The organism is Rhodanobacter sp. BL-MT-08 (assembly GCF_054161255.1).
In genome coordinates this window covers 408,022-421,489 of record NZ_CP167872.1, presented here as the reverse complement: position 1 = coordinate 421,489, position 13,468 = coordinate 408,022, and the positions used below count along the sequence as shown (strand labels likewise).

The following is a 13,468-nucleotide window of genomic DNA, read 5'->3' as shown; positions in this document are numbered from 1 at the left end:
CTGTACAAATTTGCACGAGCGGCCTAACAGAAATCGCTTGTCGCGGCCGATTTTTTGCTCGTCAGACGAACTTAAATTTTGGAAGCGAGTTTTTCAACAGAATCTATGGAAAGCAGCCGTCCGACCTATACCCGGTAACAATCGCCAATCGCCTTGCATGCAGCAACTTAGCCGTAGCTTATCAATTCTCTTCAAAGACTAAACTAGCCGTCATGTAATCCATCAAACGAAATAACTGTATTACGCAATCTCCCAATACTGCTTAGATCAACGACGACCTCATCTCCCGGCCTTAGCCACTTTGGCGGCTTGCTTCGGCTTCCAGTGCCAGCGGGAGTTCCCGTTGAGATGAGATCACCAGGCTCAAGCGTCATTTCAGATGTCAGAAACGTAATGATGTCGCTAACAGAGAAGATCATCTCGCTGGTGCGCCCACGTTGGCGTATCTCACCATTTACGCTCAGCTCGATGCTAAGACTTTGGGGATCTGGGATTTCGTCACTCGTCACAATGACTGGACCACACGGACCATGTGTGTCGAAATTTTTCCCCATCGTGGCTTGCGTAGACCTAAGCTGCATATCTCGAACAGATACATCGTTCATGATGGTGTAACCAGCGACCACGCTCAGAGCATTGTCAGCCGTCACGTTTCGACACTTTTTTCCTATAACGACGCAAAGCTCAGCCTCATAGTCCAATTCGACGCTTTGACGCGGCATCACAATATTTGCGCCGTCTCCAATAAGAGTATTGGAAAATTTCGCAAAAATATCCGGATATAGCGGTACTTGATGACCCGCCTCACTTGCATGGCTGTCATAGTTAAGTCCTAGACAGAGGATCTTGCCTGGCTTCTCGATGGGGCAAAGAACCATGATGCCCAATGGCAACGCCGAATCAGGATTAAGCGCATCGGTCTTTGCTTCAATGTCGGACTTTAAGGAAGGAAGCTTTTCGAGCAGCCCAAGCATGTCCGTAGGAAAGCGATTGCTAAGCTGATTTAAATCGTAGAAAAGGCGATCTTTTTCTATAGCTGTTCGAGGTGCATTTCCTTCAATTGAGTAGCGTAGTAATCGCATATCAGGCACCTTTTGTCATAGCACCGCAACCCTTTACTAGACCGTATAAACTATTTCGTCTTTTTAGTCTGTCCCATAGCGTTAGGGGGGCCATACTAATGCTCCTTGAAAAAATCAATTTCTTGAGCAAGGCTCAGAGCGCCTAAAAGTAGATCACTCAACATTCGCTGGACGCAAGAGCTCAAATACGTCATCAGAATCTATCTTTGCGTAGTCACCCATCCTGCCCCAGCGAAGAACGGGCTGAACAGCTGCTGCTTGGAAGACGCCATCCTCAATGAATCGTGAGTCCATGTGCACGCCAACTACCTCGCCCAGCACCAGCCAAGTAGGCACTTCCTCACCGGCAACATTCTGAAGCTGGATCAACTGTGTCAATCGGCATTCAAAATTTACCGGACTCTCTAATACGCGAGGTGCATCTACTAATCGGCTAGCCGCAGCAGTCAAGCCCGCTAACTCGAATTCGTCCCTTCCGTGCGAGACAGCCGCCGAACTCATGTTCATGGCATTCACGAGGCCGTAAGTAGTTAAATTCCAGACAAAAACACCGGTGTCTTTGATGTTGGCCACGGTATCTTTCCAACCTACCGATGCGAACCCGATGATTGGCGGCGTGTAGTTGAATCCGTTAAAAAAACTGTAGGGCGCCAGATTGCGTCGTCCCTGACGGTCGACTGTTGAAATCCACCCAATAGGTCGCGGCCCAACGATTGCGTTGAAGGGATCGTGTGCCAATCCATGGCCGGTTGAAGGCTCGTAGAAATGATACGGAGAGTGGTTCATAAGACTTTTACCTATCTAATGGAAACGCATCAACGAGATGTTTACTCGCCTTTGGTGAAATGCCCTATTTAGCTAAACCCATTTTTTTCATTGCCGAGGCGGCTACCTTGGTGATCAAGTCGCGCGGCATAAATCGAGGAAGCCATGTAGTCGGCCGGACGCTAAAGCGGCCTGGATACGCGATGGTTTTTTTTCGGTCAAAGGCCTGCAAAGTTCGGCGTGCCACATATTCGGCGCTGTCAAAGGCAGTCTCCTTCATGGTCACCATCGTACCTTCGAAAAACTTTGTGGCCGTCGGGCCAGGACATACAGCCATTACTTGCACGCCGTGGCCTTGAAGCTCATATCTCAGTGCTTCAGTGAAATGGAGTGAGAATGCCTTCGCGGCTGCGTAAGTGGCCATAAAGGGTAAAGGCTGAAATGAGGCGTTCGACGCTATATTGATGATTCCGCCACGGCCGCGCAAAATCATCTGGCTTCCCAAGGCATGAGAAAGAGAAACAAGTGCCCGCACATTTAGTTGGATACTTCTCTGCTCTTTCTCGAGATCGTGAGCAAGAAAATTGCCGGTCAAACCAAGGCCTGCATTGTTGATAAGTAGATCAATCTTCAACTTCCGCCACTCCAACTCGAGCATGAGATTTGACACAGCGTCGGAATCAGAAAGATCGCAGCAAATGGCTACGCATCCCACACTATGAAGAGCGCGAACGGAGTGAGCGAGCTCTTCCAATTTCGTAAGCGAGCGAGCGACTAGGACCAGGCTGGTTCCGCGAGCCGCCAATTCCCTGGCGTACGCCGCACCCAGACCTTCAGATGCGCCTGTGATTAAAGCAGTGGATTTGAAATACCTGAACATAGACGCTCGCTCCGAGCGACTCAATCATCCCGCAATCGCGCGATTGAGTCGCTTACGACTGGATGGTGATACATCAGCTAGAAAAATTAGTGCCTGAACTCAGCGATTCCCACCGATCTATTTCTTGAGTTAGGCCCTCTAGCTTGTTGCGGACAAAGCTAAGTGCATCAGGGCCCAGCAATAGATGACCGGGTGGCTCCTTGGCGTTGACTACAGCGATGATGGCGTCAGCAGCCTTTTTAGGATCGCCGGGCTGCATGCCACTACGCTCTGCACGCGCTTCGCGCAACGGGCGCATGAGAGATTCGTAGTCGGCGATACCGCCGTCCCGCCTTTTCATCGACCGGCCAGCCCACTCGGTACGAAAGGCTCCTGGTTCGATCGCGGTTACCTTGATACCAAATGAGGCGACTTCTTTCGCCAACGCTTCCGTGATGCCTTCTAGTGCGAACTTGCTTCCATGATAGACACCGAGACCTGGGAAAGTGACGATACCCCCCATGGAAGTAATATTGACGATGTGGCCACTGCGACGAACCCGCATATGTGGCAAAACCGCTTTTGTTACCGCGACGGCGCCGAAAACGTTGACAGCAAACTGAGTGCGAAACTCCTCTAACGAAGTTTCCTCAATAGTTCCCTCGTGTCCGTAACCGGCATTGTTGACAAGGACGTCGATCCGCCCGATATCTTTTTCAACTGCCGCTACAACACGGTCGACATCGGCGTCTTTTGTGACATCGAGAAGTACCCCTACCGCATTAGTTGTGTGCAGCTTTTCGAATTCCGCACGTGCTGAATCCGACCGTACGGTACCAATAACGCGATCTCCCAACGAAAGTACCTTTTCAGCCAAGGCTCGACCAAATCCGCTGCTCACGCCTGTAATAAGCCAGTTGCGCATGACACTTCTCCTCGGTGTGGCCCAAGACGTGATTGCCTTGGCCTTGGAGTACAGAGTGCATACGCGCTGGGAAAACCGCCAATTCGAAATAGTTGCGCTGTCGATAACTGCTTCTAATAGCTAGCTAAACAGCAGCGCTTTAGCCGTTTCACAAACTGCCCGCTGGTGACAGCCTTAGCCGCCACGAGTGGCCTTCAAAACCTTGGGCGTTGCCCAAGAATGTCACGTGAATCGTCGGCCTCTGCCGCCCCAGCAGACATAGCAGCAACGACGAGAGAAAGACTTCGTCACGGTACTTCGGGTAGCGTTTCATATGGTTGGGAGGTGCAATTGTTATGCGGCATGAGCCATGGAACAAGACGTCTGGGGCGCAACACCGCGCATGATAATTCGTGCCTAGAGCAAGAACCTTCACGAGTTATAGCGAGTCACCTTTGCGAAGTCGTTCCGTCTCGAATTGGGCCAACCAGGGTGCAAGTTCGCCGCTGGGCATTGGACGCGCAATAAAGTAGCCCTGTACTTCATCACAACCAATATCGATAACCTTCTGATAGATACTGGCAGTTTCAACGCCCTCCACAACAACCCGAAATCCTAGTGAAGTTGCCATCTTAGCGATGCAGCCCACGATCACCTCGTCTTCTAAGTTCTGGTCGAGTGATGTGACAAACGATTGATCAATCTTTAGTGTGCTTGCGGGAAGTTCGCGCATATAAGCTAAGTTGCTATAGACGGTGCCAAAGTCATCTAGAGCAACGCGCACGCCAAAGTGACTCAATTGAGCAAGTCGCTGTTTTACTGCGTCGTTGTTATGCACGAACGTGTTTTCGGTAAATTCTAGCTCGACATTATTCAGTGGAACGTTGAACTGCTTTGCCGCCTGCAACAAGCGTGGCACCAAGTCTGCGTCGAAATCTGTGCTTGATATGTTGATCGACAGATGAATATTCAGTGCCTCTTGCAGCCTTAATGCCAACTGCTGAAAACCTCGTCCCAGCACCCAATTGGTAAGGCAGCGCATTAAACCGGCTTGCTTGACCAGCGGCACGAATCGAGACGGAGAAACCCAGCAAAGAGTTGGATGACGCCAGCGCATCAAGGCCTCGACTGCAACGCAGCGGCCACTATGCAGATCTACGCGAGGCTGGTAATACAGGCCAAGCTCACTGGCAACTCCACTCGACGGGTTATTCAGTGCTTCCGAAAGTTCGGTAATAAGGAAGAAATCCTGCTGATGGAGTTCATCCTTCGCCTGCTCATAGTGGCTCCAACCGCGCACGCTCCGATGGGCGGAATAAGAGGCGCTAATCACCAATCGTAGGGCGTCACCGGTCGCTAGTTTGCTCTCCAGCATTTCGAGCAGACCCACGCCAGGCTGAATAGAGAGCGGAATGCCCTGGCAGTCAAAGGGTTCACGAAGTCGAGCCACCAGTCGGTCGAAGGCGTCTTCGTCCTTAAACGCCCGCGTATCGGAAAGCATCAATGCAAATCGCGCCACCCCGACTTAGTACAAATACATCTTGGGAGACATGCACTGCTGGATACGCATAGCTACCAGACGAATCAGGGTATCAGCATATTGATGCCCCATAGCACGCAGGAAAGCGTTAAAGCGGGCCACGGGTGCTACCTCAATGGCAACGATCGCCAATCGTTCGGCTCCTCCGGCTACGCGAGTGCGGAGATCTTCGAAGAATGCGTTGCGATGCGGCAGCTGAGTCACCGGATGGACGCGTCCGATATATATGTTCGAAGAACAAGAGCTGCATCGGCTACAGTTGCTGCATCATCCAGTATGGTGCTATCCGTATCAGTCAGCCGCGGTCGCGGCTCAAAGTCGAACACGCAGAGCGCAGCTACATGCCGATGGGTCAGGGTATACACCGGCACACTGGCAAAAGTCGCAGCGGTGTGGACGATATTCCGTTCCGCTGCCCACATGCGCGGGCACATCAAGCTCTACCCGTGAGATACGGCGGGCTGTGGCACCTCTCAAGAGTTCGCTTAACTGGCTTGAACCGGCGGGAATTATTTAGCTGTCCGGCGGGAACATGAATACTCCGGCGTCGACCAAGGTAAGGGCTACCAACGGAACGTGCAAAGCTGCGCACAGCATGCGCGCTACCGCATCGAAACTCGGGATTAAATAGGACTCGTGTCAGTTGCCCGGAGATGGGTGAGGCACCCGTCCAGATAGCCATGATGCAGCAGAAAGCGGAATACCATAGTTATGGGCGTCCGCGCCAGAATGTTCGCCCATGGACCTATTCCCCTTAATCCTTGCGCAATATCAATGCCGGTCTGCGTACGACGGAGACTAATCGATCGCAATAATTTGGATTACAGCAATTTTTATTTTCTACATCCTAAGAGCAGTTTCCGGACGTTGGCGACGCTATTGCGGGTAAAAAATCCAACACGCTTCCTTAGCAACGTATCTGGTTCTTCATCCAGACGGTCCGCTGTACGCCAACGGAACTTTAGTTTATTTCGAATAATAGGAGCGTTTTTTTTAATCTGCTACCTATAAAAAGGGGGACCGTTTCCACGGTCTCTTGCAAGATGCAAGCGTGTGTAGATGACGCTTTCAGTATAACTGTTCTCGACAAAACACAAACTTAAATTTCAACTCGCCTGCCTCAGATTCAGGCGACGTTTTCTCATCGGCAATGACTAGTGATACGGGTAATGGAAAAAATTGGCTAGATGCGCTCCAGTGATTTAAAAAATGTGCGCGAATCGCGGACTTTATGCACTAAGCACCGTTTTCCAAATAGCCATCTAATCTTGTTTGCACGGCGAGCGCTTCTTCAGCCGCTATGTCCATAAAATCTAAAATTAAGGGGTTAGCTTCGTGCGATCGACACAGGCGATGCACTACGAGAGGTCCGAAGCCATCAATAATTTTGTACTCAAGCGCATCAGGAATGCTTACAAAAACGTACGTGGCACCAAGCATAACGCCTAGACCCTGGTGCACAAGGGCAATGCCGACTTGGGACTGTAAGGTCTCGTAGATGAAATTTGGTTTGAAGCCGGCTGTGTTGCAGTCGGCGACAACAGAATCATAGAGCGGCGGATTCACAGCGCGGGAAAATATAATCAACTTCTCTGCGGCGAGATCTTCTACACGGAGGCGGCTGAGGCGCGAAAGGTTAGAGCCTCGCCGTATGAGAACTGACCAATTTGCCTTAAGCATCGGCGCCACTTGCATAGATGAATCGGCCTCAGCGCTGCTAAAGAGCACACCGAAACCTATGTCAATGCCACCCTTTGCGAGCGCTGCTGCCTGCTGCACTGTGTTCATTTCATGCTTCGAGATTTTAACGTCTGGGTAGAGAGCCTGAAGACGAATAAGTGCAGGCGGAATAAACGGAAGGTTTGTATATTCAACAAGACCAATTGAGAGTTGAAATTCTTGCTTACCTGCGGCCATTCGAGCTGAGCGTAGGGCATGATCAATTTGCAGGAAAATTTGGTCTGTTTCTTTGAGAAGAGCGCTCCCCGCGGAGGTGAGTGTGACTCCTCGATGGTCACGTTCGAACAGCTGTACACCCACGAGATCCTCAAGCTTGGCGACCTGCTGGCTCAGGGCCGACTGAGTGACAAAGGCAAGCGCTGCCGCTCTGCCGAAATGAAGCTCCTTACCAAGTATCGCGAAGTAACGTAACTGGCGTAATTCAATGGCTCTCATAAGAGCTCCTAATCGGCTTTCGTAGTCTAAATAATTGGACGACTACAGCCACTGAGGATGATTCTCAGGTTGCTGAAGTTTCGGTCGCACAGAGCTTCCAGCGATAGCAAGCCCCACCCAAAGCTGAAACGTACCTTGCCGTACTGAAGTCTCTTGCCCTGACAACATGTCAGTCACTTCCATCGAATGTTCAGGAAAGCGCCTCATGAAAACACAATCGGAAAACGCATTGAACGCTCTTGCGCGGTATGACCATTTTGACAAGCAGTCCATCGGTGGCGAAAACGTGGAAGGAAGGGGCAAAGGAACAACCAAGGTCTCAGATCCCTTTACTGGCCTTACGCTCTGTGAAATTCATGATGCAAGCATTGCCGATGTCGATGCCGCATTTAATGCGGCCAAGCTCTCTCAAAAGTCATGGGAAAAACGTACGCCTGCTGAACGCGGCCGAGTTCTGTTGAACGCTGCGAACATCATGGATGCACGCAAAGAAGAAATAATTGTTTGGCTCATACGCGAATCCGGAAGTACGCGAATCAAAGCGAGACTGGAGTGGCAAGCAGTACGCGACATGATGGTCCAATTTTCTGCTCTTCCTTACCAAGCAACGGGCGAAATACTGCCCTCGGACGTCCCTGGCAAAGAAAACAGGGTTTATCGACGTCCTCTCGGTGTCGTAAGCGTCATCAGTCCTTGGAACTGGCCGCTTCATCTAACCACCAGATCGGTTGCTCCCGCTCTTGCTTTAGGTAACTCGGTGGTCATTAAGCCAGCTGGAGAGACGCCGATAACCGGCGGACTTCTTCTGGCACGTATATTCCAGGAAGCCGGCTTGCCAGATGGCGTGCTAAACGTTGTAGTCGGGCACTCGTCGGAAATTGGTGACGCATTTGTTTTGCATCCGGATTCACCTTTCATTTCTTTTACAGGTTCAAGCGCAGTTGGCCGCCGTATCGGATCGCTCGCCGTTACCGGAACCATCCTCAAACGAGCAGCGCTCGAGCTAGGGGGAAACGCACCGCTGGTAGTCCTGAGCGACGCCGACGTTGACCAAGCTATCAACGCTGCAGTACTGGGGAAATTCTTGCATCAAGGGCAAATATGCGTGGCAACCAATCGAATCATTGTCGAAGCAGCTATCTATGACGACTTTGTCGCCGGCTACATAGAACGTGTCGCCTCGTTGAAGTTCGGAGACCCCAATGATGAGGACACCATTGTTGGCCCTGTTATAAGCAAGAAGCGCCTCGACGCGCTACAAAAAATGGTTCAACAGGCCCAGGAAAGCGGCGCCACGATTGCCCTCGGCGGATCACCTCTAGGACTTGTTCTTCCTCCCCATATTCTCACCGAAGTCGCGACCAGCTCCGCCATTGCCAATGAAGAAATCTTTGGGCCTTTGGCGCCAATCATACGAGTAGCCAACAGTGCCGCAGCTATTGACGCCGCAAATCAGAGTGAATTTGGGCTGTCCAGCGCTATCTTTACGCGAGACGTTGAGCGTGGGGTTCGATTTGCCCATCAGATTGACGCTGGTATGACTCACATTAATGACGTGACGTCTAACGACGCTCCCAACACACCGTTTGGCGGCGAAAAAAACTCGGGTATCGGGCGGTTTGGCAGTAAATGGGTTATCGAAGAAATGACTCGCACACATTGGGTATCGGTGCAGCATTCACCCCGAGAATATCCTTTTTAGACTGCGTCGCGAATAAGCTCACTCGTCAGCGTAGGTAAGACTAGTGAGGAATTCGCAAGCTCCGGTTCTTTTTCTATCGGGCCTGCGCTTGCGAATAGTTTTCGGCATCAGCACCGGTATCAATAAAAAACGCTCATGTGCTACCTCGGCTTAAGTTGTGCGATGTACAGCTAATCTTTCTCAAAATTATGAAGCGGAATAGCGAAACTCCCGTATCTTTTAAATGCCTGAAATCTAGCGTAGGAGATAAGAAATGTTTATCGTCATTCTTACTTATGTCATGTCAAACGATGAAGTTGAAAAGCATTTGCCCGATCACCGAAACTTTCTGAAATATTTTTACAGCGCTGGATTTGGTGTGGTTTCAGGCAGGCAAACTGCCGGAGGTGGCGGAATCATTGTCGCGTCTGCAGCTAGTCGAGCGGCATTGGATCTGGAACTCGCCAAAGACCCCTTCCATATCCATAGAGTAGCGCGATACGATATTTTGGAGTTTCAGCCAAGCATGACGCATGATGGTTTGAAAGAACTGATTTGACATACGACCTGTTGAGTTAAGGTCGTTTGATTTCTATTTTTGTTAGTTATAATTTCGTGCAACGCGTAATCATCTTGTGGACCGCCGGTCTAGCATGCGCTAAAAAATCATGGCCGTGTCAACTACCACCGAACCAAGACGACTAGGCACATTCTCTTCAATGCAAAACTTCTCTTTCGGGGGAAGTTTTTAGCTAAGAAAGACGTCGTTTTTCATGTCAGCAGTTCCCTGCTTTCTAGATACACATATCCCTTCTGCAGTGGTTCTGACTCGCACCGCATTTATTTGAGAAAGTTCGATTCAAGCATATCAATCAAATCGCGTGTATGACCACCGAGTACAGCTTTGGCACCGTATAACACCGTTCCCATAACCATTGCTGGTTCAATATGCGGTGGCATGACGAGCTCCGTGCGATTAACGTGTACATCAAGGAGCGCAGGGCCCGGATGCGCAAGAAACTCGAGGACCGCCGGCTCGAGCTTTTCGTTATGATCGATTGTCCAGCCACGAAAACCAACAACTTCGGCCAGTTTTCCAAAGTCTGGATTCTTCAGATCAGTGAAGGCATTGAGCATACCTTCGACTTTCATCTCGAGTTCTACGAATCCTAGCGTCCCGTTGTTGAACACCACGATTTTGACGGGGATGTTCTCTTGGATCGCCGTCAAGAGATCACCCAACAACATGGCGATTCCACCATCTCCTGAGAGTGCAACTACCTGGCGCTCTGGCATTGACTTCTTGATGCCGAGAGCTTGAGGCATTGCGTTGGCCATGGTCCCATGCAACAGGCTTGTGAGTGTGCGGCGTTTACCGTTGACGCGAATATGCCGCAGCATCCAAACCATCGGACTGCCCCCGTCCGCAACAAAAATCGCATTTTCCGCAGCGTGGTTGTCTAACAGAGATACGAGCTGCTGCGGATGGATAAGTCCTTCACGCCCAGGTCTAGCCTGACGCTGAAGATCGGACAACGCGTCTCGAAAAAGTGCCAGACACTCCTCCAGATAAACGGAGTTCGAATTTGCCCTGAGGCGGGGCTGCAGTGCATCCAACGTTGCTGCGATATCCCCAACGGCTCCTACTTCAACCGGGTGACGGCGCCCTAAATGAGTCGCGTCGATATCGATCTGTATAACGCGGGCGTCCCTCGGATAAAACTGCCGCCACGCAAAATCACATCCAAGCAGAACGAGAATGTCGCAACTCGTTACAGTATGAAATCCTGCTTTGGACCCGAAGACGCCAGTCATGCCTACATTGAAGGGATTATTCGGCTCAAGATAGTCCTTCGCCCGTGAGGTATGAGCCATCGGGGCTTTTAAAATGTTGCAAAAGCGCAAAAGCTGCTCGTGAGCATTTTCGCAACCTGCCCCAGCGTAAACGGCGATGCGGCCACCCTCGTTTATGATCTCTGCAATGCGATCAAGTTCCGAATCTGAGGGGCGAGTAACGGGTGTAGGCACGTGAACAGCATAGCCAGGGCCGTCCTCTACTTCCGTGGCGGAAAGGTCGCCGGGTATCACTAAAACGGCTACGCCACGTTTGTTGAGAGCCGTTTGTGCAGCTAGCGTTGCAAGTCTACGAGCTTCGTGAGGATTGATTAACACCTCGCAAAAAACGCTGCAGTGACTATAGATAGGCTTGAACTCAACTTCTTGCGGAAAATCTATACCAAGTTCACTCGTTGCGACCTGGCTCGCGATCAACAATAACGGCGAACGATTGCGATTTGCTTCGTAGATACCATTGATGAAATGCAAGCTTCCTGGACCGCAGCTTCCAGCGCATGCGGTCAAGACGCCTGTCATGTAGGCTTCGCCGCCAGCGGCAAACGCACCAGCCTCTTCGTGCCTCACATGTACCCATTCGATGCCGCTGCGGCGGATCGCGTCTGTAACGTGGTTTAACGTATCACCCACCACACCGTAACAACGCTTGACTCCAGCGTGTTCAAGAACGTCTATAATAATGTCTGCAACCTTTTTCTTTGTCATGACAACGCTCCTTAGCTATACGAATAGGCTTGATAAAAAGCGACGTTGAGCAAAACATTGTGCTTAATTGCTTTTATGAATTTCTTTTACCATGTCAACGAAAGCCCGCAGCCCGGCGGTGACGTGACGTTGGTTTGGGTAGTAAATGCATAGACCAGGTTCTTCTTGACACCAGTCTTCAAGAACACGAATCAGCCTATGCTCTGCCACGTGACTTACCGTCGCCCACTCGCTGGTCCAAGCTAGACCCTGATCATGCAAAGCGGCTTCAATCATTAGATTGTGATTGTCGAGAGTTAGCGCACCAACGACATCAATCGTCTGCTTATCACCGTTCTTCCCAAACTCCCATTTGTAGACAGACCCACTCGGATACCGACTTCGAATACATCGGTGGTTCATTAGATCGGCTGGGGTTCGCGGCTTCTCGTATCTTGAGAAATAGCCGGGCGAGCCAACCACCGTAAACCGTATGGCGGGACTGCATCGCACCGCGATCATGTCTTGCGGCACATTTTCGACCGAACGTATACCTGCATCGAAGCCATCGGCGACAATTTCGACTAAACGCCCTTCTGTAACAATGTCCACCTTCATGTCCGGAAAGCGACGCATGTACTCGAAGACATAAGGAGCGAGCACCATGCGAGCCGCACCTTCGGAAGCGTTAAGTCGTAATGTACCGGTTGGTCTCTCGCGGAAATCGTTCACCGCATCCATTGCAAGATCGATATCACGTAGAGCCGGACGTATACGGTCTAAAAAGAGCTCTCCAGCTTCAGAAAGTGAAACGCTACGCGTAGTGCGATGAAATAGTCGCACACCGATGCGCTCCTCAAGGGCTCCCACGACATGGCTAAGTGCAGATGGCGACATGCATAGCTCCGCTGCCGCTTTCCTAAAGCTTTTGTGCACAGAGACGGCGACCACCGCATTGAGTTCTAAAAACTGGTTCTTTCCCATTGTGCCGTTTCCCGCACTAGATCATGCGCTGTACGTGTGATTGTCGCTTTAGTGGAGAGGATCTATGGTGAGACTCGTCGCCAAGGAGCTATCCCATGCCAAAAACTGTATTAATTACCGGCACGTCTTCGGGTTTCGGTCGAGCTTCGGCCCATTTGTTTGCAAACAAAGGGTGGAACGTCGTAGCAACTATGCGTGATCTGAGCCAAGCAGGCGATCTGAAGAATGTTCCAAACGTTCTGATCGAGCGGCTGGACGTTCAAGAATTGAGCACGATAGAAAGGGCTCTCGCAGCTGGCGTTTCTCGCTTTCGCTCCATTGACGTCCTGGTCAACAACGCTGGATACGGTCAATTTGGGATTTTCGAGGGAACCCCGCGATCAAGTGTTCAAGACCAATTTGACGTGAACGTCTTCGGAGTCATGGACACTACTCGCGCCATATTGCCGCACTTCCGGGCCAAACAAGATGGAATCATCGTCAACGTCAGTTCTGGCGCGGGCATATTCGGGTTGCCTATGATCTCCCTGTACACCGCAAGCAAGTTCGCGCTCGAAGGATTCTCAGAATCGTTGTCTTACGAGCTAGCCTCCCAAGGCATAGTGGTGAAGATAGTAGAACCTGGCGGGGTGCTCAGCACGCAATTTGGCGCCCGTAACGCCTTAGAGGCTTCAAGCGTCGAGCGAATTGACGACTATGCGGGCTTTCAAGCAAGAACGTTAAATCTTTTCAAAGATCTCAGCGCAGCAGCTACAGCTACCTCGGAAGATGTTGCACTCGTGATATTCCAAGCTGCTAGCGACGGCACGAATCAGCTTCGATACGTCGCCACAAACGATATTCAGCCCCTTGTTAGGGCACGGCGTGAAACATCTGAAGCACAGTACATGCAGCACATGCGCACACAGTTTCAGCGAGACTACTAATGAGCTATCCGCGT

12 protein-coding genes are annotated in these 13,468 nt (G+C 50.9%); 3 read left to right on the top strand and 9 right to left on the bottom strand.

Features of this window, described 5'->3' with window-relative positions; translation table 11 throughout:
- Window positions 1–203: 203 nt before the first annotated feature.
- The 7 genes from ACDK93_RS01695 to ACDK93_RS01665 all read right to left on the bottom strand — a co-directional run bounded on the left by ACDK93_RS01695 (window position 204) and on the right by ACDK93_RS01665 (window position 7,325).
- Window positions 204–1,082: a fumarylacetoacetate hydrolase family protein gene (locus tag ACDK93_RS01695; RefSeq protein ID WP_458070860.1), complete on the bottom strand. Its 879-nt coding sequence runs from the start codon at window positions 1,080–1,082 to the stop codon at window positions 204–206.
- A 153-nt stretch (window positions 1,083–1,235) separates the two neighbouring features.
- Window positions 1,236–1,868: a flavin reductase family protein gene (locus ACDK93_RS01690; protein WP_458070859.1), complete on the bottom strand. Its 633-nt coding sequence runs from the start codon at window positions 1,866–1,868 to the stop codon at window positions 1,236–1,238.
- A 64-nt stretch (window positions 1,869–1,932) separates the two neighbouring features.
- On the bottom strand, window positions 1,933–2,727 hold the full coding sequence (locus ACDK93_RS01685) for an SDR family NAD(P)-dependent oxidoreductase (RefSeq protein WP_458070858.1): 795 nt from the start codon (window positions 2,725–2,727) through the stop codon (window positions 1,933–1,935).
- 73 nt (window positions 2,728–2,800) lie between these two features.
- The gene (locus ACDK93_RS01680; RefSeq protein WP_458070857.1) at window positions 2,801–3,631 is read right to left on the bottom strand and encodes an oxidoreductase; all 831 of its coding nucleotides are present in this window, start codon (window positions 3,629–3,631) and stop codon (window positions 2,801–2,803) included.
- A gap of 418 nt (window positions 3,632–4,049) precedes the next feature.
- Window positions 4,050–5,111 (bottom strand): EAL domain-containing protein, encoded by a 1,062-nt coding sequence (locus tag ACDK93_RS01675; protein WP_458070856.1) that lies wholly within the window; start codon window positions 5,109–5,111, stop codon window positions 4,050–4,052.
- A gap of 24 nt (window positions 5,112–5,135) precedes the next feature.
- On the bottom strand, window positions 5,136–5,354 hold the full coding sequence (locus ACDK93_RS01670) for a diguanylate cyclase domain-containing protein (RefSeq protein ID WP_458070855.1): 219 nt from the start codon (window positions 5,352–5,354) through the stop codon (window positions 5,136–5,138).
- A gap of 1,032 nt (window positions 5,355–6,386) precedes the next feature.
- Entirely contained in the window at window positions 6,387–7,325 is a 939-nt protein-coding gene (locus tag ACDK93_RS01665) for a LysR family transcriptional regulator (protein ID WP_458070854.1), read from the bottom strand.
- A gap of 205 nt (window positions 7,326–7,530) precedes the next feature.
- Here ACDK93_RS01665 and ACDK93_RS01660 point away from each other — a divergent pair, with 205 nt between their 5' ends.
- Window positions 7,531–9,027 carry an aldehyde dehydrogenase family protein gene (locus ACDK93_RS01660; protein WP_458070853.1) on the top strand — a complete coding sequence of 499 codons (1,497 nt, stop codon included), beginning with the start codon at window positions 7,531–7,533 and terminating at the stop codon, window positions 9,025–9,027.
- Between the two features lie 253 nt (window positions 9,028–9,280).
- Window positions 9,281–9,565, top strand: a complete 285-nt coding sequence (locus tag ACDK93_RS01655) for a YciI family protein (RefSeq protein WP_458070852.1) — start codon at window positions 9,281–9,283, stop codon at window positions 9,563–9,565.
- A 281-nt stretch (window positions 9,566–9,846) separates the two neighbouring features.
- Here ACDK93_RS01655 and ACDK93_RS01650 read toward each other — a convergent pair whose 3' ends face one another.
- Together ACDK93_RS01650 and ACDK93_RS01645 are read right to left on the bottom strand one after the other, a co-directional pair.
- A complete protein-coding gene (locus ACDK93_RS01650; protein ID WP_458070851.1) occupies window positions 9,847–11,565 on the bottom strand; it encodes a thiamine pyrophosphate-dependent enzyme in 1,719 nt (572 codons plus the stop codon).
- Window positions 11,566–11,628: 63 nt separating this feature from the next.
- Entirely contained in the window at window positions 11,629–12,528 is a 900-nt protein-coding gene (locus ACDK93_RS01645) for a LysR family transcriptional regulator (protein ID WP_458070850.1), read from the bottom strand.
- Between the two features lie 95 nt (window positions 12,529–12,623).
- Between ACDK93_RS01645 and ACDK93_RS01640 the strand changes: the two genes are divergently transcribed.
- Window positions 12,624–13,454: an SDR family oxidoreductase gene (locus ACDK93_RS01640; protein ID WP_458070849.1), complete on the top strand. Its 831-nt coding sequence runs from the start codon at window positions 12,624–12,626 to the stop codon at window positions 13,452–13,454.
- Window positions 13,455–13,468 lie beyond the last annotated feature (14 nt).

Excerpts from the sequence above, each read along its gene's own strand:
- ACDK93_RS01695 (WP_458070860.1), bottom strand. The coding sequence starts at position 1,082 with ATGCGATTACTACGCTACTCAATTGAAGGAAATGCACCTCGAACAGCT.
- ACDK93_RS01690 (WP_458070859.1), bottom strand. The coding sequence starts at position 1,868 with ATGAACCACTCTCCGTATCATTTCTACGAGCCTTCAACCGGCCATGGA.
- ACDK93_RS01685 (WP_458070858.1), bottom strand. The coding sequence starts at position 2,727 with ATGTTCAGGTATTTCAAATCCACTGCTTTAATCACAGGCGCATCTGAA.
- ACDK93_RS01680 (WP_458070857.1), bottom strand. The coding sequence starts at position 3,631 with ATGCGCAACTGGCTTATTACAGGCGTGAGCAGCGGATTTGGTCGAGCC.
- ACDK93_RS01675 (WP_458070856.1), bottom strand. The coding sequence starts at position 5,111 with ATGCTTTCCGATACGCGGGCGTTTAAGGACGAAGACGCCTTCGACCGA.
- ACDK93_RS01665 (WP_458070854.1), bottom strand. The coding sequence starts at position 7,325 with ATGAGAGCCATTGAATTACGCCAGTTACGTTACTTCGCGATACTTGGT.
- ACDK93_RS01660 (WP_458070853.1), top strand. The coding sequence starts at position 7,531 with ATGAAAACACAATCGGAAAACGCATTGAACGCTCTTGCGCGGTATGAC.
- ACDK93_RS01655 (WP_458070852.1), top strand. The coding sequence starts at position 9,281 with ATGTTTATCGTCATTCTTACTTATGTCATGTCAAACGATGAAGTTGAA.
- ACDK93_RS01650 (WP_458070851.1), bottom strand. The coding sequence starts at position 11,565 with ATGACAAAGAAAAAGGTTGCAGACATTATTATAGACGTTCTTGAACAC.
- ACDK93_RS01645 (WP_458070850.1), bottom strand. The coding sequence starts at position 12,528 with ATGGGAAAGAACCAGTTTTTAGAACTCAATGCGGTGGTCGCCGTCTCT.
- ACDK93_RS01640 (WP_458070849.1), top strand. The coding sequence starts at position 12,624 with ATGCCAAAAACTGTATTAATTACCGGCACGTCTTCGGGTTTCGGTCGA.